General features: G+C 73.2%; 20 protein-coding genes. 9 read left to right on the forward strand and 11 right to left on the reverse strand.

What is annotated here, in order from left to right; all coding sequences use genetic code 11:
- The first annotated feature begins 1 nt into the window (after window position 1).
- Together H4W80_RS00955 and menD are read left to right on the forward strand one after the other, a co-directional pair.
- Window positions 2-895 carry an o-succinylbenzoate synthase gene (locus H4W80_RS00955; RefSeq protein WP_225964353.1) on the forward strand — a complete coding sequence of 298 codons (894 nt, stop codon included), beginning with the start codon at window positions 2-4 and terminating at the stop codon, window positions 893-895.
- Window positions 892-2,553: a 2-succinyl-5-enolpyruvyl-6-hydroxy-3-cyclohexene-1-carboxylic-acid synthase gene (menD, locus tag H4W80_RS00960; RefSeq protein WP_192783303.1), complete on the forward strand. Its 1,662-nt coding sequence runs from the start codon at window positions 892-894 to the stop codon at window positions 2,551-2,553. Before H4W80_RS00955 ends, menD begins: the two co-directional genes overlap by 4 nt.
- Here the strand turns inward: menD and H4W80_RS00965 are convergent.
- Together H4W80_RS00965 and H4W80_RS00970 are read right to left on the reverse strand one after the other, a co-directional pair.
- Window positions 2,550-3,443, reverse strand: coding sequence for a 5'-3' exonuclease (locus H4W80_RS00965; protein ID WP_192793200.1), 894 nt, complete (start codon window positions 3,441-3,443; stop codon window positions 2,550-2,552). The two genes, menD and H4W80_RS00965, sit on opposite strands and share 4 nt — an antisense overlap.
- Window positions 3,443-4,714, reverse strand: a complete 1,272-nt coding sequence (locus tag H4W80_RS00970) for a PP2C family protein-serine/threonine phosphatase (protein ID WP_192783304.1) — start codon at window positions 4,712-4,714, stop codon at window positions 3,443-3,445. The genes H4W80_RS00965 and H4W80_RS00970 overlap by 1 nt, the downstream gene beginning before the upstream one ends.
- 133 nt (window positions 4,715-4,847) lie before the next feature.
- Between H4W80_RS00970 and H4W80_RS00975 the strand changes: the two genes are divergently transcribed.
- Together H4W80_RS00975 and H4W80_RS00980 are read left to right on the forward strand one after the other, a co-directional pair.
- A complete protein-coding gene (locus H4W80_RS00975) occupies window positions 4,848-5,957 on the forward strand; it encodes a M24 family metallopeptidase (RefSeq protein WP_318786650.1) in 1,110 nt (369 codons plus the stop codon).
- A gap of 6 nt (window positions 5,958-5,963) precedes the next feature.
- Complete coding sequence (locus tag H4W80_RS00980) at window positions 5,964-6,725, forward strand: protein phosphatase 2C domain-containing protein (protein WP_192783305.1); 762 nt, start codon at window positions 5,964-5,966, stop codon at window positions 6,723-6,725.
- Between the two features lie 18 nt (window positions 6,726-6,743).
- On the opposite strand, the gene H4W80_RS00985 is transcribed toward H4W80_RS00980, so the two are convergent.
- The 3 genes from H4W80_RS00985 to H4W80_RS00995 form a co-directional block, all read right to left on the reverse strand.
- Window positions 6,744-7,208, reverse strand: coding sequence for a hypothetical protein (locus tag H4W80_RS00985; RefSeq protein WP_225963173.1), 465 nt, complete (start codon window positions 7,206-7,208; stop codon window positions 6,744-6,746).
- Between the two features lie 5 nt (window positions 7,209-7,213).
- Window positions 7,214-7,795 carry an RNA polymerase sigma factor gene (locus H4W80_RS00990; RefSeq protein WP_192783307.1) on the reverse strand — a complete coding sequence of 194 codons (582 nt, stop codon included), beginning with the start codon at window positions 7,793-7,795 and terminating at the stop codon, window positions 7,214-7,216.
- Window positions 7,796-7,868: 73 nt separating this feature from the next.
- Window positions 7,869-9,206: a S8/S53 family peptidase gene (locus tag H4W80_RS00995; protein WP_192783308.1), complete on the reverse strand. Its 1,338-nt coding sequence runs from the start codon at window positions 9,204-9,206 to the stop codon at window positions 7,869-7,871.
- A 78-nt stretch (window positions 9,207-9,284) separates the two neighbouring features.
- Here H4W80_RS00995 and H4W80_RS63300 point away from each other — a divergent pair, with 78 nt between their 5' ends.
- From H4W80_RS63300 to H4W80_RS01015, 4 genes are all read left to right on the forward strand, one after another.
- Complete coding sequence (locus H4W80_RS63300) at window positions 9,285-11,912, forward strand: CHAT domain-containing protein (RefSeq protein ID WP_192783309.1); 2,628 nt, start codon at window positions 9,285-9,287, stop codon at window positions 11,910-11,912.
- A 110-nt stretch (window positions 11,913-12,022) separates the two neighbouring features.
- A complete protein-coding gene (locus H4W80_RS01005) occupies window positions 12,023-12,874 on the forward strand; it encodes a terpene synthase family protein (protein WP_192783310.1) in 852 nt (283 codons plus the stop codon).
- A 273-nt stretch (window positions 12,875-13,147) separates the two neighbouring features.
- The gene (locus H4W80_RS01010; protein ID WP_192783311.1) at window positions 13,148-13,741 is read left to right on the forward strand and encodes a GTP-binding protein; all 594 of its coding nucleotides are present in this window, start codon (window positions 13,148-13,150) and stop codon (window positions 13,739-13,741) included.
- Window positions 13,742-13,765: 24 nt separating this feature from the next.
- Complete coding sequence (locus tag H4W80_RS01015) at window positions 13,766-14,236, forward strand: Lrp/AsnC family transcriptional regulator (RefSeq protein WP_192783312.1); 471 nt, start codon at window positions 13,766-13,768, stop codon at window positions 14,234-14,236.
- A gap of 22 nt (window positions 14,237-14,258) precedes the next feature.
- Here the strand turns inward: H4W80_RS01015 and H4W80_RS01020 are convergent, their stop codons facing one another.
- From H4W80_RS01020 to H4W80_RS01045, 6 genes are read right to left on the reverse strand one after another with little or no spacing between them, the layout of a single operon-like run.
- On the reverse strand, window positions 14,259-15,245 hold the full coding sequence (locus H4W80_RS01020) for an N-acetylglucosamine kinase (RefSeq protein ID WP_318786651.1): 987 nt from the start codon (window positions 15,243-15,245) through the stop codon (window positions 14,259-14,261).
- Window positions 15,245-16,504 carry a family 4 glycosyl hydrolase gene (locus H4W80_RS01025; protein ID WP_192783314.1) on the reverse strand — a complete coding sequence of 420 codons (1,260 nt, stop codon included), beginning with the start codon at window positions 16,502-16,504 and terminating at the stop codon, window positions 15,245-15,247. The genes H4W80_RS01020 and H4W80_RS01025 overlap by 1 nt, the downstream gene beginning before the upstream one ends.
- Window positions 16,501-17,406: a carbohydrate ABC transporter permease gene (locus H4W80_RS01030; protein ID WP_192783315.1), complete on the reverse strand. Its 906-nt coding sequence runs from the start codon at window positions 17,404-17,406 to the stop codon at window positions 16,501-16,503. Before H4W80_RS01030 ends, H4W80_RS01025 begins: the two co-directional genes overlap by 4 nt.
- Entirely contained in the window at window positions 17,403-18,332 is a 930-nt protein-coding gene (locus H4W80_RS01035) for a carbohydrate ABC transporter permease (protein WP_192783316.1), read from the reverse strand. The genes H4W80_RS01030 and H4W80_RS01035 overlap by 4 nt, the downstream gene beginning before the upstream one ends.
- Before the next feature lies 1 nt (window position 18,333).
- Complete coding sequence (locus H4W80_RS01040) at window positions 18,334-19,680, reverse strand: ABC transporter substrate-binding protein (RefSeq protein WP_192783317.1); 1,347 nt, start codon at window positions 19,678-19,680, stop codon at window positions 18,334-18,336.
- Between the two features lie 25 nt (window positions 19,681-19,705).
- Window positions 19,706-20,902 carry an ROK family transcriptional regulator gene (locus H4W80_RS01045; protein WP_192783318.1) on the reverse strand — a complete coding sequence of 399 codons (1,197 nt, stop codon included), beginning with the start codon at window positions 20,900-20,902 and terminating at the stop codon, window positions 19,706-19,708.
- A 326-nt stretch (window positions 20,903-21,228) separates the two neighbouring features.
- On the opposite strand from H4W80_RS01045, the gene H4W80_RS01050 reads away from it, so the two are divergent.
- Window positions 21,229-23,568, forward strand: coding sequence for a HelD family protein (locus tag H4W80_RS01050; protein WP_318786652.1), 2,340 nt, complete (start codon window positions 21,229-21,231; stop codon window positions 23,566-23,568).
- The last annotated feature ends 63 nt before the right edge of the window (window positions 23,569-23,631 follow it).

Genomic DNA, 23,631 nt, shown 5'->3' on the forward strand with positions numbered 1-23,631 from the left:
CATGCGCACCCGGTTCCGTGGACAGACCGTCAGGGAAGGCGTGCTGCTGCACGGTCCCGCCGGGTGGGGGGAGTTCTCCCCGTTCCCCGAATACGGCCCGCGCGAGTGCGCCCGCTGGCTGGCGTGCGCCCGCGAGGCGGCCTTCGAGGGCTGGCCGGAGCCGGTGCGCGACAGCGTCCCCGTCAACGCGACCGTGCCCGCCGTGGGGCCCGAGCAGGCCCATGACATCGTCCGGCGCTCGGGCTGCGGCACGGCCAAGGTCAAGGTCGCCGAGCGCGGCCAGAGCTTCGACGACGACGTGGCCAGGGTGGAGGCCGTGCGCGACGCGCTCGGGCCGGGCGGCCGGCTGCGGATCGACGCCAACGGCGCGTGGGACGTGGACGAGGCGGTGCGCCGGCTCAAGCGGCTCGACCGGTTCGACCTGGAATACGCCGAGCAGCCGTGCGCCACGCTGGAGGAGCTGGCCGCGGTGCGGCGGGCCTGCGACGTGCCGATCGCGGCCGACGAGTCCATCCGCAGGGCGGAGGACCCGCTGCGGGTGCGCGCGGCCGAGGCGGCCGACATCGCGGTGGTCAAGGTGCAGCCGCTCGGCGGGGTGCGCGCGGCGCTCAAGGTGGTGGAGGCGTGCGGGCTGCCCGCCGTGGTCTCCAGCGCTGTGGAGACGTCCGTCGGGCTGGCCGCGGGGCTGGCGCTGGCGGCGGCGCTGCCGGCGTTGCCGTACGCGTGCGGGCTGGGCACGATGGCGTTGCTGGCGGGCGACGTGGTGGACGACTCCCTGGTGCCGGTGGAGGGCTCCCTGACGGTACGGCGTCCTACGGTGGATTTTCAGCATTTGTCAGCTTTTGAGATTGAATCTCCCCAGTGGCTTCGCCGGATGCAGGAGGCGTCACGTTGAACCCCGCTACCGCACTGGCCACGGTCCTGGTCGACGAGCTGGTGCGCTGCGGCCTCACCGACGTGGTGCTGGCCCCCGGCTCGCGCTCCGCCCCGCTGGCGCTGGCGCTGCACGCCGAGTCGCGGGTGCGCCTGCACGTGCGCATCGACGAGCGGTCGGCGTCCTACCTGGCGCTGGGGCTGGCCAAGCGCGGCGAGCGGCCGGTGGCGCTGATCTGCTCCTCCGGCACGGCCGTGGCGAACTTCCACCCCGCGGTGATCGAGGCGAGCGAGTCCGGCGTGCCGCTGCTGCTGCTGACCGCCGACCGGCCGCCCGAGCTGCGCGGCACGGGCGCCAACCAGACGATCGACCAGATCAAGCTGTTCGGCTCGTCGACCCGCTGGTTCGCCGAGGTGGGGGTGCCTGAGGACCGTCCCGGCCAGGTCGCCTACTGGCGCTCGCTGGCCTGCCGCGCCTACCAGCGCGCCTCGGGCCCGTCCGACCCGGGGCCCGTGCACCTCAACCTGGCCTTCAGGGAGCCGCTGATCCCCGACGGCGACACCTCCTGGTCCGAGCCGCTCGACGGCGGCGGCAACGGCCCGTGGGTGCGGGCCCGGGTCGCGCCCCCGCCCGTCGCGCTGCACATCGCGCCGACCAGGCGCGGCGTGCTGGTGGTCGGCGACGGTGCCGCCAACGTGCGCCGCTACGTCGCGGCGGCGGGCATGGCGGGCTGGCCGGTGCTGTCGGAGCCCAACGGCGGCGGCCGCTACGGCGACCACTCGATCTCCACCTACCACTACCTGCTGGGCACGCCGGAGTTCGCGGACGCCCACCGGCCCGACGTGATCGTGACACTGGGGCGGCCGGGGCTGTCCAGGCCGCTGCTGTCGTGGCTGAAGCGGGCCGGGGAGCACATCGTGGTGGCGCCCGACCTGGGCCGCTGGCCCGACCCCACCCGCTCGGCCACGCAGGTGGCGCAGGCCGTGGAGATCCCGGTGGCGGCCGGTGACGACTCGTGGCTGCACGCCTGGCGGCAGGCCGACGCGGTGGTCAGGTCGGCCACGGACGCGGTGCTGGACGCCTCGGGCACGAGCGAGCCGCGCCTGGCCAGGGACCTGGTCGACTCGCTGCCCAACGGCGCGCTGCTGTTCTGCGGCTCCTCGATGCCGATCCGCGACCTGGACCAGTCGATGCGGCCGCGGCGCGGCATCAGGCTGATGGCCAGCAGGGGCGCCTCCGGCATCGACGGCGTGGTGTCCGCGGCGATGGGCGCGGCCCTGGCGCACAACGGCCCCTCCTACGCGCTGATCGGCGACCTGTCGTTCCTGCACGACCAGAACGGGCTGATCCTCGGCCCCCGCGAGCCCCGGCCCGACCTGTGCTTCGTGGTCGTCAACAACGACGGGGGCGGGATCTTCTCGCTGCTGCCCCAGGCGGCGGTGCGCGACCCGTTCGAGCGGGTGTTCGGCACGCCGCACGGGGTGGACCTCGCGTACGTGGCGGCGGCCACGCGCACGCCGTACACGCTGGTGGAGGACCTCTCCGACCTGTCCAAGGCGCTGCGCGGCGAGGGGCCGCGCGTGGTCGAGGTGCGCACCGACCGCGAGGAGAACGTCGTCGTGCACGCCCGCCTGCGCGAGGCCGCGCAGGAGGCCGTCCGTTCCTACCTGGACAGCTAGCGGCCCAGCACGTCGAGCAGGCGGTTGAGCGGGCCGTCGAGGCCGTGGCGGTCGGCGAGGGCCACCAGGGCCTCCGGGTCGCGCGGCTTGGCCGGCAGGGTGAGGTCGGCGTCGGGCAGCGGCGCGTCGGGGGCCACCTTGACGACGGCGGGGGCGGCGCTCAGGTAGTCGCGGGCGGCGCCCAGCTTGGTGCGGGCGCCCGCGGGGAAGCCGTCGGTGACGCCCGCGTCGAGGGCCTGGAGCAGGGCGTCGAGCGAGCCGAAGCGGGTGATGAGGGCGGCGGCGGTCTTCTCGCCGACGCCGGACACGCCGGGCAGGCCGTCGCTGGGGTCGCCGCGCAGGGTGGCGAAGTCGGCGTAGGCGCGCCCGGGGATGCCGTATTTGGCGGTGACGAACGCCTCGTCCACGATCTGCAGGTTGCGGATGCCGCGGGCGGTGTAGAGCACGCGTACGGGGCGGGCGTCGTCGACGAGCTGGAACAGGTCGCGGTCGCCGGTCACGATGTCCACGGTGCCCGGGGCCCGGTGGGTGAGGGTGCCGATGACGTCGTCGGCCTCGTAGCCGGGCGACTCCAGGCGGGCGATGCCGAGCGCGTCGAGCACGTCCTGGATGACGGCGATCTGCGGGACGAGCGCCTCGGGCACCTCCTCGGTGTCGCCGTGGGCGACGCGGTGCGCCTTGTACGTCGGGATCGCCTGGACGCGGAAGGCGGGCCGCCAGTCGGCGTCCATCGTGGCCACGAGCTCGGTGGGGGAGTGCTGGCGGACGAGAGTGGCGATCATGTCGATGAGTCCGCGCACGGCGTTGACCGGGGAGCCGTCCGGGCCCTTGATCGACTCCGGCACGCCGAAGAAGGCGCGGAAGTAGAGCGACGGGGTGTCGAGAAGCATCAGCACGGGTCTATGGTCGCACCCTTGACGAGCGGTTCCGCGCCTTGTGCCGGTATGGAGACCGCCAGCAGGCAGGCGTCGTCCTCGGGGTTCGGGCCGCCGATGTCGGCCAGGAGGTGGTCGAGCCCGGCGTCCAGGTCGCGGGCGGGCACGTCGCGGGCGGCGGCCAGGACCAGGTCGAGGCCGACGTCGATGTCGCGGGTGCGCCGCTCGACCAGCCCGTCGGTGAACATCAGCAGCAGGTCCCCGGGCAGCAGCCGGGTGGTGGCCAGCTCGTACGGGCGGCCCGCGGCGGCGCCGAGCAGCACGCCGCGGGGCTGGTCGAGCTGGCTGGCGACGCCGTCGCGCACGAGGATGGGCGCCAGGTTGCCCGCCTGGCCCCAGGCGAACACCCGGGTCTCCGGGTCCAGATGGCCGATGATCGCGGTGGCGGTGGTCTCCTTGAGCTGGTGCAGGACGAGGTCGTTCAGCCAGGTGAGCAGCCGGTGGGCGGGCTGGCCGGTCATGGCCAGGCCGACGAGGGCGTGGCGGAGCTGGGCCATGTGGGCGATGGCGGGCAGGCCGTGGCCGGAGACGTCGCCGATGGCCAGCAGCAGCCGGCCGTCGGGGGCGGGCGCGGCCTCGAACCAGTCGCCGCCCAGGCTCGCGGTCTTCTCGGCGGGCACGTACCGGACCGCGATCGTGGAGTGCGGCAGGTCGAGGCAGCCGGGGTGCTCGGGGAGGATGGCCTCGCGCAGGGCGAGCATGACGTGGAGCTCTTCGGCGGCCTGCTCGCGGGCCTCGAGGAGCTGGCGGCGCGACTCCGACATCATGCGCTCGGCGCGGCGGCGGCCGGTGATGTCCTGGATGACGCCGTGCAGGCCGATGGGGCCGCCGGGGGCCATGAGGGGTTCGAGGACGACGCGCAGGTCGCGCAGCTCGCCGCGGCGGCGGATGCGGAACTCCGCCTGGACCGGCTCGACGCTCTCGACGGCTGCCCACAGCAGCCGGTCGAGCGTGCCCATGTCCGCCTGCTCGACGTGTTTCGCCAGGTCGGGCAGGGCGATCGGGCCGTCGGCCGGGTTACGGCCGAAGATCAGGTAGACCTGGTCGGACCAGATCGTCTCGCCGCTGTGCATGTGCCATTCGGCCCAGCCCATGTTGCCGAGCCGCTGGGCGTGCGCCAGCCGTACGGCGAGCATCTCGGCGTCGTTCTCGGAGCCCGGGTGATCGGTGTGGCCCTTGTTGCTCTTGTGACCGAGCGGCTCGGCCGCGCCTGCGACGTCGACCATGGTCCCACTTTCAAAGATGGACAATTGACCCCACACTACGTGATCAATCTTGAACGGAGTGTAGCGGGGGCTTGCCGTGTTGTGAGAGCTTTTCGCGGATTTTAGGCGGCGCGGTCCGAGTAGATTATGGGCTGTGACGTCCTCAGATCTGTATCCCGTGTCCCGTCTCACCGCCGTCCAGGAGGCCACCGCCAAGGCCGGTCTCGACGCCCTTTTGCTGACGCCCGGCCCCGACTTGCGCTACGTGAGCGGCTACGAGGCCAAGCCGCTGGAGCGGCTGACGTGTCTCGTGGTGCCCGCCTCCGGCGAGCCGTACATGATGGTGCCGCGTCTGGAGCTGCCCGCGGCGCAGGCGTCGCCCGCCTCGCGGCTGGGGCTGGAGTTCGTGGCGTGGGACGAGACCGACGACCCGTACGCCATCGCGGCGGCGCGGCTCGGGCAGGTCGCGAAGGTGGGCCTGGCCGACCGGATGTGGGCCATGTCGTCGCTGCGCTTTCGCGAGGTGCTGCCGGCCGCGGAGCAGGTGCTGGCCGGGACCGTGCTGCGGGAGCTGCGCATGCGCAAGTCGGCCGCGGAGGTGGCGGCGCTGCGCGAGGCGGGCGAGGCGATCGACGCGGTGCACCGGCGGGTGCCGGAGTTCCTGCGTGCCGGGCGCACCGAGCGCGAGGTTGGCCGGGACATCGCGGAGGCGATCCTGGCGACCGGCCACGCGACCGTCGACTTCGTCATCGTCGCCTCCGGGCCCAACGGGGCCAGCCCCCACCACGACGTCTCCGACCGGGTGATCCAGGCCGGGGAGCCGGTCGTGGTGGACATCGGCGGGCAGCTGCACAACGGCTACTGCTCCGACTCGACGCGCACGTACAGCGTCGGGGAGCCGCCCGCGGACTTCGCCGCCTACTACGAGGTGCTGCGGCGGGCCCAGGACGCGGCCTGCGCGGCGGTGCGGCCGGGCGTCTCCTGCGAGTCGATCGACGCGGCCGCCCGCGACGTCATCGCCGAGGCGGGATACGGCGACTACTTCATCCACCGCACCGGCCACGGCATCGGGATCGAGACGCACGAGGAGCCGTACATCGTCTCCGGCAACGGCGAGCCGATGGAGCCCGGCTTCGCGTTCTCCGTGGAGCCCGGGATCTACCTGCCCGGCAGCCACGGGGCGCGGATCGAGGACATCGTGGTCTGCACCGACACGGGCGCCGAGCGGCTCAACAACACCCCGCGCGAGCTCGTGATCGTGTAGGGGATCGTGTTCGCGCAGGTCGCCTGGGCCAGCAGGCCCGGGTCCGGGCGGCCCAACGAGGACCTGGTGCTCGCGGGGCCGTCGTGGATCGTCGTGCTCGACGGGGCGACAGCCGCTCCCGGGGCCGCGGGCGGCTGCGCGCACGACGTGCCGTGGCTGGTGCGGCGGCTCGGGGACGCGCTGGCGGCGGGGCTGGGCGCCGATCATGACGCGCCGCTGGCGGGGATCCTGGAGGCGGCCATCGCGACGACGGTGGCCGCCCACTCCGGCACCTGCGACCTGGACGACCCCGACTCGCCGTCCTCGACGGTGGCCATGGTGCGCGCCGGCCGGAACGGGGTCGAATATCTCGTGCTGGGCGATTCGCCCGTCGTCTTCTCGCTGGCCGGCGGCGGCGTCCGGGCGGTGAGCGACGGCCGGGTGGAGGCCCTGCCGGGCGGGCGGCCGTACACGGTGGAGCTGGTGCGGCGGATGCGCAACGCACCCGGCGGGTTCTGGGTGGCGGGCAGCCGCCCCGAGGCGGCCCGGCAGGCGCTGTGCGGCGTCGTGGCGGACGCGCGCGGCGTCGGCCTGCTCACCGACGGGGTGTCGCGGCTCGTCGAGTGGTACGGGTGGAGCTGGCGCGACCTCGTGACGGCGCTGGACGGGCAGGGGCCCGAGGCGGTGATCGCGGCGGTCAGGGAGCTGGAGCGGCACCGGGGCCCCGTGCACGGGAAACGGCACGACGACGCCAGCGCCGCCTGGACCCGGGTCGCCGCCCGGCCCTGAGGTGTACCAGGACCACGGTCAGATGAGGATCCAGGTGGTCACGACGGGGCCGCCGTGACCGGGGCTGACCCGCAGCCGCAGCGGGCCGGGCGCGAGCTCGCCCGTGGTGAACCGGCCCAGCTCGTCCGCGCACACCGGCGTGCTCCCGTCGCGCCGCTGCACCACGATCTCGGCGGGCGTGCCGCCCGACACCCGCCCGACCAGCCGCCGGCCGGTCACCTCGAGCTCCACGACGACCTCCCCGGCGGCGAACGACAGCAGCCGCGCCCGCCCCCCGCCGCGCACCCGGGTGGCCGACAGCTCCTCCCACGAGTCGAACGTCAGCTCGGCCAGCTCCGCGTCCAGGGTCCTGAGCGCGTAGGCCAGCATCGCCTCCTCGAACAGCCCCGCCGGGACCGGGTCGAGCCGCCCGGCCGCCGCCCGCAGCCGTTCCTCCAGCTCCAGGTCCGCATCGTCCATGGCGTCGTCCATGGCGTCGTCCACGCCGGTCACCCCCGGATGCCGTTCACGCCGCGCCGGTTCATCAGGGCGGCCAGCCGTTTGAGGCAGCGTCCCCTGCTGGGGCCGATGCTGCCGACCGGCATGCCCAGCCCGTCCGCGATCTCCTGGTAGCTCGGCCGCGGCTCGGCGATGAGGACGCGCAGCAGCTGCCTGCAGCGCTCCGGCAGCTCCTCGAACGCGCTCCACAGCTCCTGCTCGCGCGCGGCCCGCTCGCCCGCCTCCTCGGCCTCCAGCAGCAGGAACTCGGGCGAGCGCTCGTCGGCGTCGAGGCCCATCAGCTCCAGGTCGCCGACCGGCATGGCCCTGCCGCCGGTGCGCAGGACCCGCAGCGCCTCGTGCCGGGCGGTGCTGGCCAGCCAGGAGCCGGCCCGCTCGGGGTCCCGGAGCCTGGTCAGGTGCTCGGCGAAGCGGTACCACGTCGTCTGGCACACGTCCTGGGCGTCGGAGTCGTTCACGAGATAGCCCCGCGCCACGGCCCACACCAGCCCGCTGTAGCGCTGGTAGAGCTCCTTCCACGCCCCAGCGTCGCCGTCCGCGGCAGCCGCGACCAGGGTTGCGGTGTCGTCCACTGCGGCGGCTCCCTATATCTGGGCGGGAAGCCTAATATATTTCGCATACCGCCGCCGGGCGGGTAACTCGCCATCATCGGAGAAAACCACTCAGATCCGGTACGGCCAGCCGCCCCGCGAGAAGCTGCGCCGCGGCCGTCCGCGAGGACACCTGCTCCTGCGACATCCGGGCCGCGATCATCCCGGCCACGATCGGCGTGGCGAACGACGTGCCGCTCCAGGCCGCCAGGCCGGTGAAGGTCGCCTTGTCGCCCTCCTGCAGCGTGGCCATGCAGGTGCAGCCCGGATAGTGGGCCGGGTCGGCGAAGCGGCAGGTGGTGCGGTGCGGGTAACCGTACAGGTAGGGGCCGGAGGTGAAGGCGTTGACCAGGCGCTCGCCCGGCGCGTACACCGTGACCCAGTCGCCGTGGTTGCTGAAGCAGGCCCGGCCGAGCCCGTCCTCGCGCAGCGCGCCCACCGACAGCACCACGTCGCCGGAGGCGTTGACCGGCTCCGTGGCGAACGCGGCCGGCCAGAACGGCAGCGTCTCGCCGTCGTTGCCCGCCGCCGCCACCAGGAGCGTGCCGGGGTGGGCGGCCAGCTCGTCCACGAAGTCGGCCAGGCCGAGCAGCGCGCTCGCGTCGGCGGTCCTGGTGCCGGCCGACAGGGAGACGATGTCCGGCCAGCCGTGCTCGTCCAGGATCCGCAGCAGGGTGTGGCCCAGCTCGTCCTCCAGGGCGGCGCCCGCGTACGGGAAGGCGTTGTAGACGCGCACGTCGGCGGCGGGCGCCACGCAGCGCAGCACGCCGGCGATGAACGTGCCGTGGCCCACGTACGGCTTGATGAGGCCGTCGGGGTCGAGCTCGTCGCCCGGGGCGGTGACGTCGCCGTCCACCTTGGGGATGTTCGGCAGGCCCGTGCTCGCGGCCAGCCACTGGTGGTCGAGGTAGTCGTGGACCAGGCCGGTGTCCAGGACGGCGACGCTCACCCCCGCGCCCCGGTCGCGGCCGGACAGGGGCGGGTTGAGCGGCCCGGCGCTCGGGACCGGCTCGTCGCCGGGGCACAGGTTGACGCCCGCGACGGTGACGAAGTGGACCAGGCTCGACGCGATGTCCTCGCGCGCGAGGTGCTCGACGGTCCGGTGCAGGTCCCTGGACCCGACGGCGAGCCTGCGCAACGTTCCCCGGCCGGCGCTCCTCGCCCCGGCCACGCGGACCGCCTCGGGACCCGGCTGCAGGCGCTGGACCGTGGCGGCGGCCCGGCCCGCGTCGGCCTCGCGCACCAGGACGTGCCCGTCGAGGTGGGCGAACCGCGGCTGCACCGCGGATCCCGGCGCGGCCCCTTCGGGACCCGCGACCGCGCGCATGCCGTCCGGCAGCGCCGCGTTGAGTATCTCCAGCTGCTCCCAGAACCGGGTGTCCGATGGGGTCATGGTCTCCGTCCTTCCTGGCGTACGTGTGTATGAGCCGGCGCGGGGCCCGCTGATACAGCAGGGGTCTACGATCGTTGCGTGTCCCGGGAAGATCCGCATGACCTGCTGGCCATGGTCTTCGCGAGACCCCGGGAGGCGCTGGCGGCCGCCAGGGCGCTGCTGGCCGACGGGAGGGGGCCGTACGAGTCCTCGATCGCCAGGCAGGCGCTCGGGATCCTGCACCGTGAGTTCGGCGACCTCGAGGCGGCCATCGGGGAGCTGCGGCAGGCCGTGCGCCTGGCGCGGCGCTCCGGCTCGGCCGACCGCGAGACCGACGTGCTGGCCACCCTGGGCATCGCGCTGCTGCAGTCAGGACGTACGCGGGCGGGCCTGTCGGCGCTCGACCAGGCCGCGGCGCGGGCGGAAAGCACGCGGGCGGACGGAACGCGGGCTGACGGAACGACGAGGGCGCGGGTGCTGTTCCGCCGCGCGGGCGCCCGGTGGATCCTGGGCCGGCACGGGCCGGCCCTCGACGACCTGCGGGACGCGGTGCCCGCGCTGCTGGCGGCGCGCGACACGGTGTGGGCGGCGCGGGCGCTGACGCTGCGCGGGCACGTGCAGCTCGCCCTGGGCGCCGTCCGGCCCGCCGACGCGGACTTCCGCACGGCGCAGGACATGCTGGGCCCCACCCGGCAGGAGCACGACTCGGCGGTGGCCGTGCAGAACCGGGGGGTGGCCGCGTTCCGCACCGGCGATCTGCCCGCGGCGCTCGCCCTGCTGGACGAGGCGGAGCGGCGCTTCAGCTCGCTCGGCACGCCGATGTTCGACCTGGTCGCCGACCGGTGCGCGGTCCTGCTCGCCGCCGGGCTGGCCCGGGACGCGCTGGAGCACGCGGACGGAGGGCTGCGGCTGCTGGCCCGGCTGCGCGGCCAGGCAACCCGGCGCGCCGAGCTGCTGCTCATCGCCGCCCGCGCCGCCCTGCAGAGCGGCGACCCGGCCACCGCCGGGGAGCGGGCGGGGGAGGCCCGGCGGCTGTTCGCCCGCCAGCACCGCGCGTGGTGGTCCGAGCACGCCCGCCTGATCGTCCTGCAGGCCGAACACGCCACCCCGGACGCCCCGGCGCGGCGGACCGCGCTGGGCGAGGCCCAGCGGCTCGCCGCGCGGCTGGCCGGGCTGGGGTCACCGGAGGTGTGGCAGGCGCACCTGCTGGCCGGACGGATCGCGCTGGCCCTGGGCAGAGCGGGCGTGGCCGAGCGGCACCTCGCCAGGGCCGCCGACGTCCGGCACAGGGGGCCCGCCACGTCCCGGGCGGGCGGCTGGCTGGCCGAGGCGCTCAGGGCGGAGGCGGCCGGGGAGCCGCGCCGCCTGCTGCACGCCTGCCGGGCCGGGCTGGCGCTCATCGAGGAGCACCGGCTCACGTTCGGCTCGTCCGAGCTGCACGCGCTGGCCACCGCCCAAGGCGCGGAGCTGGTCACGCTCGCCCAGCGGCACCTGCTGCGCGAGGGGCGGCCCCGCCGGCTCCTGGCCTGGACGGAGCGCTGGCGGGCCACCTCGCTCGCCGTGCCCGCCGTGAGCCCCCCCGAGGACGGCGAGCTCCTGGCCCGGCTCGCGGCCCTCCGGCAGGCCGAGCACCTGCTGGCCCAGGCCCGCCAGGACGGCGCCGCCTCGGCCGCGGCCCTGGAGCGAGACCGCAGCCGCCTGGAGTCCCGCGTACGCTCCACCACGCTCCAGACCAAGGGAGGTTCGCGCGGCGGGCGCGAGCGCCGCGACGACGACCGGACCGGGCGGCTCCTCGACGCCCTCGGCGCGGGCCGGCTGGCCGAGCTGGTCGCGGTGGACGGCACGCTGCACGTCCTGCTCTGCGGCGACGGCACCGTGCGCCGCCACACCGCCGGGCCCATGGACCGGGCCGTCGCGGAGGTCGAGTTCGCCCGCTCCAGGCTGCGCCGCCTCGCCTACGAACGCGACCCCGACCAGGGCGAGCTCCACGACCTGGGCGCCCGGCTGGAGCGGGCGGTGCTCGGCCCGGCCGCGGACCTGCTCGGCGAGCGGGCGCCGCTGGTCGTGGTTCCCCCGAGCACCCTGCACACCACCCCCTGGGGCCTGCTGCCGTCCCTGCGCCGCCGGCCCTTCACCGTCGCCCCCTCCGCCCGGGCGTGGCTGCGCGCCAGGTCCGCGCCGCGCCCCGACGGCGGCCGCGTCGTCCTCGTACGCGGCCCGGGCGTCACCCACGCCGACCGCGAGGTGCGCGAGATCGCCGGCCTTTACGCCGAGGCCGGCCGTGAGGTGTCCCTCCTGGAGGCCGGGCGCTCCACCGCGCCCGCGGTGCTGGCGGCCATCGACGGCAGCCTGCTCGCCCACCTGGCCGCGCACGGGACGTTCAGGGCCGACAGCCCGCTGTTCTCCTCGCTCCACCTCGACGACGGCCCCCTGACCGGCTACGACCTCGAACGCCTGCGCCGCGCCCCCCACCACCTCGTCCTGTCCAGCTGCGACTCCGGCCAGATGGCGGCCGTCGGCGCCGACGAGCTGCTGGGCCTGGCCACCGCCCTGCTCCGCCTCGGCACCGCCGGGATCGTCGCCAGCGTCGTCCCCGTGAACGACGAGACCGCCGTGCCCGTCATGCTCGGCCTGCACGACGGCCTGCGCCGCGGGCTGGGCCTGGCCGAGGCGCTCTGCCGGGCCAGGGGCGACGACGTGTCGTTCATCGCCATCGGGGCAGGCTGATCGGGCCATTGATGGGAAGCTCGCGATCATGAAACAATTCCCTGACAGATGGATATCGGGGTTTGGGGGACGGTCGCCCATGATCCGCGAGCTGATCGAGCGGCCCTAGGATGCCGGACGACGGGCTGGACGAGGCGTTCGAGCTCGGCAGGACGTGCGCGCTGGCCGCCGAGTGCGGCAGGGACCTGCGGCGCTGCGCCCAGATGTACGGCGGGCTGTTCCCCGTGGCGGCCTTCGGCGCCGAGTCCTACGCCGCCCTGACCCTCTCCACGGCCTTCAGCGCCCCCTGGGCCAGCGCCGAGCGGCTGAAGGTGGCCAACCGGGCCGCCCTGTGGGTCCTGGCCGTGGACCGGCTCGTGGACCACACCGCCACCACCCGCGAGCAGGTCGACCGGCTGATCCGCGAATGCCTGTCGGTCGCCGACGGCGCCGTGCCGCGCTCGGCGGCGACCCGGTTCCTGGCCGACCTGCGCGACGAGCTGGGCACCGTCAAGGAGTTCGGGGACCTGCGGTGGATCTGGCGCGACCAGCTCGCCGAGACGCTGACCGGAATGGGCCGGGCGTGGGTGTGGCGGGACACGGGGGCCGTCCTGACGCTGGAGAGCTTCCTCGACAACGCCGACAGCCGCGGCTCGTGCTTCGTGGACGTCTCGCACTGGATCTACACCGCCGACGACTGGGCCAGGACCCATCTGGAGGACCTGCGGGCGGTCAGCAGGCAGGTCCAGCGCTACCTGCACCTGCTCGGCGACATGGCCTCCTACCGCAAGGACATGAGCTGGGGCGACCTGAACGTCCTGGCGTTCGGCGTCAGCCGCGCGGAAGTCACCGAGGCGATGGCCGGCCTGGCCCGCCAGGCCGCCGGGCTCATCGAGCCCGTACGGGCCGCCAGCCCCCGCACCGCCGCCTACCTGCGCAGACAGATCGGGTTCAACGCGGGTTTCGTCGGTATTTCGGGCTGAGGACCGGCGCGGTAATGGTGCTGTCGGATTCCCTGACAAACTGGCTTGACACCTTGACCCTCATATCCGCGAATAAGGGCGCGTCAGACGACAAACCGTGACATTTTGATTCTTGTAAAAGATTGCGGCTTGAGTGGAAAATGTGGCGTTGCTAGGGTGTCTGGATGCCAGGCATGTGGAGCGACCTTCTCAACGCACCTTGACAGGTACCACTGACCACGGCACCTCAGGGGCGGGGTTGTGCATGCGCGGGAGAGGTACAGGCGGTGCTGGATGGAATTCGGTCGCTCTGACCGTTGGCGGCTGCCGACAGCGATCAAGATCTTGATCGCCGGGGGTTTCGGTGCGGGCAAGACCACCATGGTCGGCGCCGTGTCCGAAACCCGGCCACTGCGCACGGAAGAGGCGCTCACCCAGGTGGGGACCCACGTCGACGACCTGTCGGGCGTCGAGCGGAAGCTCACCACCACGGTGGCCATGGACTTCGGCCGCATCACCATCGCCAACGACTACATGCTCTACCTGTTCGGCACGCCCGGCCAGGAGCGGTTCTGGTTCGTGTGGGACGAGCTGGCCATGGGCGCGCTCGGCGCCGTCGTGCTGGCCGACACCCGCCGCCTCGACGACTGCTTCCCGGCCGTCGACTACTTCGAGAAGCGCGAGCAGCCGTTCATCGTGGCGCTCAACTGCTTCGACGGCTCGAGGCCCTTCACGGTCGGCGAGGTGCGCTCGGCGATCGGCCTGGAGCCGGAGATCCCCATCGTGCGCTGCGACGCCCGCAAGAAGGACTCGGGCCGGGAAGTGCTCATCACGCTCGTCGAGCACGCGATGCGCATGGGGGCCTCGCCCGTCGGGACCATGTCGTGACCATGACCGGCTAACCTTTTGGCGATGGAGGAGATCGACCGCCGGATCGTCACGCTGCTCGCCCGCGACGGCCGCATGAGCTTCACCGACCTGGCCAGGGAGACCGGGCTCTCGGTCTCTGCGGTGCACCAGCGCGTACGCCGCCTGGAAAAGCGCGGGGTCGTGCGCGGATACGCCGCGATCATCGACCATGAGGCGGTGGGGCTGCCGCTGACCGCGTTCGTGTCGATCAAGCCGATCGACCCGGCCGCGCCCGACGACGCCCCCGAGCGGCTGGCCCACCTGACGGCCATCGAGGCGTGCCACAGCGTGGCGGGCGACGAGAGCTACATCCTCAAGGTCCGGGTGGCCTCGCCGACGGCGCTGGAGGACCTGCTGCAGCAGATCCGCGCCTCGGCCAACGTCTCGACGCGCACCACGGTCGTGCTGAGCACCCCGTACGAGCACCGGGCGCCCGAGGTGGCCGGCGAGCTCCCCGCCGGCCCGGACACCTGACCCACCCGCCCCAGAGGGGGCCTCAGCCCCGGCCAGGCGGCTCGTAGCGGGCGCGCAGGCGGGCCCTGGCGCCCTCCGCGGCCCCGAGGTGCTCCAGGCCGAGCAGGCCCGCCCCCACGATCGGGGGCAGGTCGGCCAGCACCGGCTTCGCCCGCGGCGTCCGCACCGCGAAGGAGGAGTCCAGCAGCGACGTCAGCAGCGGGTCGCGGGCCGTCAGCATGCCCCCGCCCAGCACCACCTCGGTCGGCGTCTCCAGCAGGCCGAGGCGGCGCAGGCACACCTCCGCCATCGCCGTCACCTCCTCCGCCTGCCGCTCCACCAGCGACCTGGCCACCGCGTCCCCGTCCCCGGCCGCCGCGAGCACGCCCGGCGACAGCTCGTGCAGGAGTTCCTCGCTCACGCGGCCGAAGTGCACCTCCAGCACGAGCTCCTCGACCGTCGCCGTGCCGAAGTGGGACGTGATCAGCCGGGTCAGCGTGGTCGGCACGCCGCGCCCGTCCTCGGCGCGGATCGCGTGCCACAGCGCCTCCTCCGCCAGGCCCTGGCCGCCGCCCCAGTCGCCGCTGATCCGCCCGAGGGCGGGGAAACGGGCCACCGCGCCCGTGGGGGAGACGCCGACCGCGTTGATGCCGGCCCCGCACACCACCGCCACCCCCCACGCGGCCGACGCCCCGGCCCGCAGGAGCGCGAACGTGTCGTTGCGCACCACCACGTCCCGGCCGAACCCCCTGGCCGCGAACTCCCGCGCCAGCGCCTCCTCCTCCACCGGCAGGTCCGCCCCCGCCAGGCAGGCCGACACGTGGTCGAACCCGCCCTCGGGCACCGCGTCCGGCTCCAGGGCGTCCAGCGCCCGCCGCACCACGGCCACCGCCGCCGCCACTCCGTCGCGCTGCGGCGCGAACGGCCCCGAGCGGCCCGTGGCGAGCACCTCGCCGTGCTCGGAGATCACCGCCACGTCCGTCTTGCTGTTGCCGCCGTCCACCGCCAGCACGAGCCGCGGGCGCCCCACTAGCCCACCGCCCATGTCAGGTGCGCGCGGTTCGCCTCGAGGAGCAGGCCCGTCAGCTCCTCGGCGATCTCGTCCTGCCCGACCAGCGGATGGGCGAGCAGGGCGTCCCGCACCCGGTCCGCGCCGCCGTGCAGCGCCGCGTCCAGGGCCAGGCTCTCGTACGCGGACACGTGCGCGATCAGCCCGGCGTACAGCGGCTCGACCGGCGGCACCGGCAGCGGCGCCGCGCCCCCGGCGCCGACGGCCGCGGGCACCTCGATCACCGCCGCGTCGTCGAGGAACGGCAGCGTGCCGCCGTTGCGCACGTTCACCACCTGGACGTCACCCCGGTCCCCGAGCAGCGACGCGATCAGCGCCACCGCCGCCTCCGAGTAGAACGCCCCGCCGCGCTCCGACAGCAGCTCCGGCTTGGTGACCACGGCCGGGTCGGCGTACATCTCCAGCAGCCGCCGCTCCAGCGCCGCCACCTCGGCCGCCCGCGACGGCTTGGCGCGCTGCTCGCGCACCACGGCGTCGTGGGCGTAGAAGTAGCGCAGGTAGTAGGAGGGGACCGAGCGCAGCCGCTCCAGCAGCCCGAGCCGCAGCCCGAGGCTGTCGGCGATCTCCTGCCCGTGCGAGCGCAGGAGGGCCGGCAGGACGTCCTCGCCGTCCAGGTGGACGGAGCGCTCCCAGGTCAGGTGGTTCAGCCCGACGTGGCCGAGCGAGATCCGCGCGGGATCCACCCCCAGCCATCCGGCGAAGGTTCGCTGGAAGCCGATCGCCACGTTGCACAGCCCGATCGCCCGGTGCCCGGCGTCCAGGAGGGCGCGGGTGACGATGCCGACGGGGTTGGTGAAGTCCACGATCCACGCCTCCGGGGCCAGCGCGCGCACCACCGAGGCGATCTCCAGCACGACCGGCACCGTGCGCAGCGCCTTGGCCAGCCCGCCGGCGCCCGTCGTCTCCTGCCCCACACACCCGCAGCGCAGCGGCAGCGTCTCGTCCACCTCCCGCGCCGCCTGCCCGCCCACCCTGAGCTGGAAGAGCACCACCTGCGCCCCCGCGACCCCCTCCTCCACCGAGGAGGTGGCCAGCACGCGCGCCGGGTGGCCCGCGTGCGCCAGCATCCGCCGCGACACGCCCGCCACCAGCTCCAGGCGCGCGGCATCGGGATCGATCAGGGCGATCTCCGTCACCGGCAGCTCGTCGCGCAACCGCGCGAAGCCGTCGACCAGCTCAGGCGTGTACGTCGAGCCGCCCCCGACCACGGCCAGTTTCAACCCTTCACTCCCGTCAAAGTCACGCCCTCGATGAACACTCGCTGGGCGAAGAAGAACACGATGATCACCGGTGCGGTCACCAGCAGCGTGGCGGCCATGGTGAGGTTCCACTGCACGCTGTGGAACGCCTTGAACGTGGCCAGGCCGAGCGACAGCGTCAGGTGGTCCTGCTCGACGCCGGCGTACAGCAGCGGCCCGTAGTAGTCGTTCCAGCAGTAGAAGAACTGGAACAGGGCGACCGCCGCGATGGCCGGGCGGGCCATCGGCAGGATCACCCTGACGAGGGTGGTGAAGTCGGAGCAGCCGTCCACCTTGGCCGCGTCGGTGTAGTCGCGCGGGATCGTGATCAGGAACTGCCGCAGCAGGAAGATCGAGAACGCGTCCCCGAACAGCATCGGCAGGATCAGCGGCCACAGGCTGTCGGTCAGCCCCAGCCGCGCCCACACCAGGTAGATCGGCACCGCGATGACCTGCGGCGGCAGCATCATCGCGGTGATCACCAGCAGGAACGCCAGCCGCCGCCCGCGAAAGCGGAACTTGGCCAGCGCGTACGCCACCGGCACCGACGACACCACCGTGAACACCGTCCCGAGCACCGCGTACAGGAGCGTGTTGGCCGCCCACCGCAGCAGCATCGACTTCTCGAACACCACGGCGAAGTTGTCCCAGTTCCAGCTGTGCGGCCACAGGTCGCTAGTCAGCGCCTGCTGGTCGGTCATCAGCGCGGTCAGCCCGATGAACACCACCGGCGCCAGGAACATCAGCGCCAGCGCCACGGCCAGGGCGTGCGTGGCGATCCACACCAGCACCCGCCGCCTGCGGGCCCGGACGCCGTCGCGCCGGGCGTGCGCGGCCGGCGGGCGGGGCGGCGCGGTGCCCGGGTCGACGATCGTGGCACTCATGACGCCTCCTCGGCCCTGCGGAACTGCCGCAGCAGGATCAGCGTGAAGATCATCGAGGTGGCGAACAGGAGCAGCGCGAGCACGCACGCGTACCCCATGGAGTAGTCGCGGAAGCCCACCTGGAACAGCCACTGCGGCAGCGTCAGCAGCGACTCGTCCGGGTAGCCCGGCGAGAACGAGCTGCCCGGCGAGTCGGTCTCGCCCGAGGCCACCCGGGAGGCGATCATCGCCTGGGTGAAGTACTGCAGGGCGTAGATGACGTTCGTGACCAGGGAGAACATCAGCACCGGCGCGATCGCGGGCAGCGTCACGCTGCGGAACTGCCGCCACGGGCCCGCCCCGTCGATGGCCGCGGCCTCGTACAGGTGCCTGGGCACGTCCAGCAGCGCCGCCATGAAGATCACGACGAGCTGGCCGCAGCTCCACAGCGACAGCAGCGTCAGGCTCGGCTTCGACCAGGCCGGATCGCCGAACCAGTCGGGCCCCCGGACGCCGAACAGGGCCAGGAACTGGTTCCACGGCCCGGTCGCCGGGTTCATCAGGAAGACGAACGTGATCGTGCCGGCCGCCAGCGGCACCAGCGACGGCAGGTAGAAGATCGTGCGGAACAGCCCCACGCCGGCCTTGAGCCGCACCACGAGCTGCGCCAGCGCCAGCGAGCACAGCACGGTCGCCGGCACCATGATGAGCACCAGCCACAGCGTGTTCTTCGCCGAGGTCAGCACCCTGGGGTCCTCGAACAGGTAGCGGTAGTTGTCCAGGCCGGCGAACTCGAGGGTGTACATGTCGTAGCGGTGGAAGGAGAAGTACACCGTGGACAGCAGCGGGTAGACGAAGAAGATCGACACCCCGGCGATCCACGGCGACAGCCACACGAGGGCCCGCAGGCCCTCGCGGCGCCGCCACACGTCAGCGAGCGCGGCCACCTCAGCCCCCGGACAGCTTCAGCTTGTCGTCGATCTGCTTGTCGACGCCCTTCAGCCCGGCGTCCAGATCGGGTACGCCGCCCTTCTCCCACTTGGTCATGAACGTGCCCATGACCTCCTGGTTGAAGACGCTGTTCACGCTGGCGGGGATGGTCGAGGTCTTCGGATGGGCGAAGATGTTGAGGAACGTCGTGAAATTGGCGTCCTTGGCCAGCTCTGGCGACTCCATCGCCGCCTTCGTCGTGGGCACGTTGCGCAGCGCGTTCGACAGCGTCACCAGCGAGGCGGTGTCGGTGGTGAGGTGCTTGACCAGCTCCCACGCCTGCTGCGGATGCTTGGCGCCCTTCGGCACGCCGATCACGGTGCCCGCGGTGAAGCCGCTGCCGTACAGGTCGGGCCGGTCGTCGGCGACGGGCAGGGGAGCGGTGCCGTAGTCGAGGTCCTTCGCCTCGTTGGCGATCATGGCGTTGCGCCACTCGCCGTCCAGGACCATGGCCACCTTGCCCTGGTAGAACGGGTGCTTGGCGCTCCACTCGTCGCCCAGGCTCTTGCGGAACTTCTCCAGGTTGGCGTAGCCGTACCAGTCGACGAGCTCCTTCTGCCAGGTCAGCAGCCGCTTCCAGGCCGGGTCGGCGCCGATGGCCGAGGTGCCGTCGTCGTTGTACCACTTGGCCCCCACCATGGGGGCCAGGTGGGAGGGGCTGTTCTCGTAGTACTGGACGCTCGGGATGAACCCGGCCACCTTGATCGTGCCGTCGGCGTCGCGCACGGTGAGCTTCTTGGCCAGCGCGGTCAGCTCGCTCAGCGTCCTGGGCGGCTGGCTGCCCTTCATCAGCGCCTTGTTGTAGTACAGCCCGTACGCGTCCGCCAGCAGCGGCAGCGTGCACTGTCTGCCCTCGAAGCCCGAGTACGAGCGCGCCACCTCGGGCAGCACCGACAGGTCGATCCCGTCCTGTTTGATCACCGGGGTGAGATCCTGGAACGCTCCCGACTTGCACCATTGGGCCACGCTGTCGGTGGTGAACGAGGCCGCCACGTCGGGCGCGTTCCCGCCCCGGATGGCCTGCGTGATCTGGTCATCCTGCACGTTCTTGACGGCCTTGACGGTGATCTGCGGGAACTTCTTGTTGAAGCCCGCGATGGCCTCCTCGAACGCCTTGACCTCGGCGTCCGTGTTGAACCCGTGCCACAGCTCCAGCGTGGCCGCCGGGAGCGCCTGCGAGGCCGGGCCCGAGGGCCTGGGCTGGGCGCCGAGCGACGGCCCTGCCTGTTTGTTCGCGGTGCACCCGGTCAGGGTGCAGGCGGTCAGCGCGAGAGCCGCGGCGACCGACAGAGGGACGAAGCGCACGGGGGGTGCCTCCTGCCGTGGTGGATCATGTCGGAACGGTTGAGCTGAAGACCTCTTCGCGTACGGTGGCAAGAGCCAGATCCAGGGCGCCGGCGAGGACGGGGTTGCCCTCGACGCTCGACAGCCGGACCCGGGGCTGCGGGATGGTGAGCGCGTGCAGCTCGTGTTCGACCAGCTCGCGCAGGGTCTCGCCGCCCGACAGCACGACGCCGCCGGTCAGCACGATCAGCCCGGGGTCCACGACGGACGTGATCGCGGCCAGGCCCACGGCCAACCGGGCGGCGATGTCGCGCAGCCCCGCCCTGGCGTCGTCGGCCTTCTGACCCTTCCCCTCGGCCGCCCGCACCGCGTTGGCGACCGCGTGCTGGAAGTCGCCGCCGCGCACGCCGTACGAGCGCAGCAGCTTCAGCACCGCCGGGCCGCCGGTGAGCGCCTGGTAGCCGTGGTTGGCGTAACGCCCCGCCTCGCGGGCGGTCTGCGCGCCCGGGGTCGGCATGTAGCCCACCTCGCCCGCGCCGCCCGTGGCGCCCCTGTGCATCTGTCCGCCCAGCACGATGGCCGAGCCGATGCCCTCGTCGGCCCACAGCAGCACGAAGTCCTGATGTCCCTGGGCCGCCCCGTGCGCCTGCTCGGCCACCGCGACCAGGTTGACGTTGTTCTCCACGTCCACCGGCACGCCCAGGCCCGCCGCGAGCGTCGGCACCAGGTCGGGGATCTGCCAGCCCGGCACGTCCTTGGCGGCCGCGTACCCGAGCCTGCCGGTGGACGGGTCGATCGCGGCCTGCACCCCGATCACGACCCGGCGCAGCTTGTCCGGCGGGCTCGCGCCCTCCAGGGCCGCGTTCAGGCGGTCCACCAGCTCGCCGGCGGGCCTGCGCGGCGTCGGGAGCGTGTGCTCGCCGACGATCGCGCCGGTGATGTCGGCCACCTTGGCCTCGATCCGGTCGGGCGTGACGTCCAGCGCGGCCACGTACGCCGCCGCCGGGTTGATCCGGTAGACCTCCGCCGTACGGCCCGGCAGGCCCTCCCTGATGCCGTCGAGCACGACCAGCCCGGCCTCCTGCAGCCGGGCGAGGAGCTGGGACGCCGTCGGTTTGGACAGCCCGGTGAGGGTGCCGATCTCGGGGCGGGTCAGCGGCCCGCGTTCGAGGAGTGCCTGCAGGGCGGCGCGATCATTGATGGCACGTAGCAGACTGGGGGTCCCCGGTACCGGACCACTCACGGATGGGCTCCTTGCGAGTTAGGAAACTTTCCTAACTCGGAACATAGGGAGTCCGGCCCCGTGGGTCAAGAGCCGGGTGCAGGTGAAACCAAGCCGTAACAAGGAAAGAGATCGGGGGAGAAAGCAGGTGGGAGTGCCTCAACAGGCGTGCTAATGTCGTCGTTTGTCGTAACAACAAGCAGAATGGCCCGGAGTGTCCCATTAACCACAATAACGGTCAGGCGGCAACTCGTCAAACAGAGCTCGCCAGGGAGCAGGCGTACGTCACCCGACTCTACGACCGCCTCGACGAGCTGCGCGAGCGTACCCAGCGGCAGCTCAAGGAGGTGCTGGCCACGGGTGCCGTCGGCACGATGCAGAACCGGTCGGAACGCGACACGTTCGCCGAGATGTACGCCTCCAGGCTCGCCCGGCTCTGGGCGGTCGAGCGCGGCCTGGTTTTCGGTCGCCTCGATCACGTCGACGAGGGCCGGCTGTACATCGGCAAGCTCGGCATGACCGACGACGAGCAGCTGCGCCTGCTCATCGACTGGCGCGCGCCGGTCGCGCAGCCGTTCTACCGCGCCACCCCGGCCGCTCCGATGGGCGTGACCAGGCGGCGCCACCTGCAGACCAAGGGCCGCGCCGTGATCGGCGTCGACGACGACCTGCTCGACCTCGACTCGCTCACCGACGACGACCGCGCCACGCTCAACGGCGAGGCGGCCCTGCTGGCCGCGCTCGACGAGCGGCGCACCGGCCGCATGCGCGACATCGTGGCGACCATCCAGGGCGAGCAGGACCGCGTCATCCGCAGCGACCTGAACGGCGTGCTGGTCGTGCAGGGCGGGCCCGGCACCGGCAAGACGGTCGTCGCGCTGCACCGCGCCGCGTACCTGCTCTACACCCACCGCGAACGGCTCGAGCGGCGCGGCGTGCTCATCCTCGGGCCCAACCTCACCTTCCTGCGCTACATCGAGCAGGTGCTGCCCTCGCTCGGCGAGACCGACGTGCTGCTGTCCACGGTCGGGGAGCTGTACCCGGGCGTGACCGCCACCGCCAGGGAGCGGCCCGAGGTGGCCGCGCTCAAGGGCGACGCGCGCATGGCCGAGGTGATCGCCAAGGCCGTGCGCGACCGGCAGCGGGTGCCGCGCAAGCCCGTCGAGCTCACCATCGGGCGTATCACGCTCACCATCGACCGTTCCATGCTCGACGCGGCGCGCAACAAGGCCACCCGCTCGCGCCGGCCGCACAACCAGGCGCGCGCCGTGTTCGTCCGGTCGCTGCTGAACGCCCTGGCCAGGCAGCAGGCCCGCAAGATCGGCAAGGGGCTCATCGACGACGACGAGCTGGCCGACCTGCGTGAGGAGCTGCGTACCGAGCCGGTGGTCAAGTCCGCGCTCAACCGGCTGTGGCCGTACCTGACGCCGCAGCGGCTGCTGCTCGGCCTGTACGGCTCGCCGGAGCGCCTCGGCTACGCCGCCTCCGAGCTGAGCCCGCAGGAACGCGCCCTGCTGCGGCGCGACGGCGGGGAGTGGACCGAGTCGGACGTGCCGCTGCTGGACGAGGCCGCCGAGCTGCTCGGCGAGATCGACGAGCAGGTGCTGCGGGCCAGCGCGATGCAGGCCGAGGAGGAACTGGCCGCCGCCAGGCAGGCCGAGGAGAGCGAGCGCGAGGCCGAGCTCGCCTACGCGCGCGAGGTGCTGGAGCTGACCGGGCTGTCCGACGTCATGGAGGCCGAGCGGCTGGCCGAGCGCCAGCGCGGCGACGGGCCCTACCTCACCACCGCCGAGCGCGCGGCGGCCGACCGCACCTGGGCCTACGGGCACGTGATCGTGGACGAGGCGCAGGAGCTGTCGCACATGGCGTGGCGGGCGGTCATGCGGCGGTGCCCGACGCGGTCGATGACGATCGTCGGGGACATCGCGCAGACCGGGTCGGCGGCGGGGGCGCGGTCGTGGGAGGAGGTCCTCGACCCGTACGTGGCCGGGCGGTGGCGGCAGGAGCGGCTCACCGTCAACTACCGCACGCCGGTGGAGCTGATGGCGGTGGCCGCCCGGGTGCTCGCCACCATCGACCCCGCCCTCCAAGCGCCCACGTCGGTGCGCGAGCTCGGCGTGGAGCCGTGGTCGGCGCCGCTGCCGGCGCTGGCGGAGCTGGTCAAGGCCGAGGTGGGGGAGGGCGGCAAGGTCGCCGTGGTGGTGCCGGACGCGCTGCTGGAGTCGCTGGGCGCGGAGGTGGCCGCCACGGTCACGGGCGCGGTGGTGGTGACGCCCGGCTCGGGCCGCGCCGGGAACCCGGGAGCCGGCTCCGGCCGGACTGGGAACCCGGGATCCGGGGCGGGACGTGCCGGGAACCCGGGATCCGGGGCGGGACGTGCGACGGCCCGGCCTGGCACGGACCCGGCCGGAGCCTCGGCGACGGGCGTGGGGCGGGCGGGGGCGGCGGCGGCTCTCGACGCGCCGGTGGCCGTGATGGGGGTGGCCGACGCGAAGGGGCTGGAGTTCGACTCGGTGATCGTGGCCGAGCCGGACCTCATCGCCGCCCAGTCGCCACGAGGCCCGAGCGACCTGTATGTTGCTCTCACCCGCGCCACGCAACGGCTCGGAGTGGTGCACGAGCGGCCGCTGTCGCAGGCTCTGAGGGGCTTGCCGAGCCGCTCCCCGGCGTCCGCAAATGACCTTTGACCCGGCTTACGCCCCATGTCCTACCTGCGAAAACTTGATGTTTCTGCTGATCGGGACACGGTT

Origin of the sequence: Nonomuraea angiospora, assembly GCF_014873145.1 — a bacterium.
Classification (GTDB): Bacteria; Actinomycetota; Actinomycetes; order Streptosporangiales; family Streptosporangiaceae; genus Nonomuraea; species Nonomuraea angiospora.

What these genes read in the sequence shown, in the direction of transcription:
- H4W80_RS00955 (WP_225964353.1), top strand. Translation starts at nt 2, where the DNA reads ATGCGCACCCGGTTCCGTGGACAGACCGTCAGGGAAGGCGTGCTGCTG.
- H4W80_RS00965 (WP_192793200.1), bottom strand. Translation starts at nt 3,443, where the DNA reads ATGCTTCTCGACACCCCGTCGCTCTACTTCCGCGCCTTCTTCGGCGTG.
- H4W80_RS00970 (WP_192783304.1), bottom strand. Translation starts at nt 4,714, where the DNA reads ATGGTCGACGTCGCAGGCGCGGCCGAGCCGCTCGGTCACAAGAGCAAC.
- H4W80_RS00995 (WP_192783308.1), bottom strand. Translation starts at nt 9,206, where the DNA reads ATGACCCCATCGGACACCCGGTTCTGGGAGCAGCTGGAGATACTCAAC.
- H4W80_RS01005 (WP_192783310.1), top strand. Translation starts at nt 12,023, where the DNA reads ATGCCGGACGACGGGCTGGACGAGGCGTTCGAGCTCGGCAGGACGTGC.
- H4W80_RS01010 (WP_192783311.1), top strand. Translation starts at nt 13,148, where the DNA reads ATGGAATTCGGTCGCTCTGACCGTTGGCGGCTGCCGACAGCGATCAAG.
- H4W80_RS01015 (WP_192783312.1), top strand. Translation starts at nt 13,766, where the DNA reads ATGGAGGAGATCGACCGCCGGATCGTCACGCTGCTCGCCCGCGACGGC.
- H4W80_RS01030 (WP_192783315.1), bottom strand. Translation starts at nt 17,406, where the DNA reads ATGAGTGCCACGATCGTCGACCCGGGCACCGCGCCGCCCCGCCCGCCG.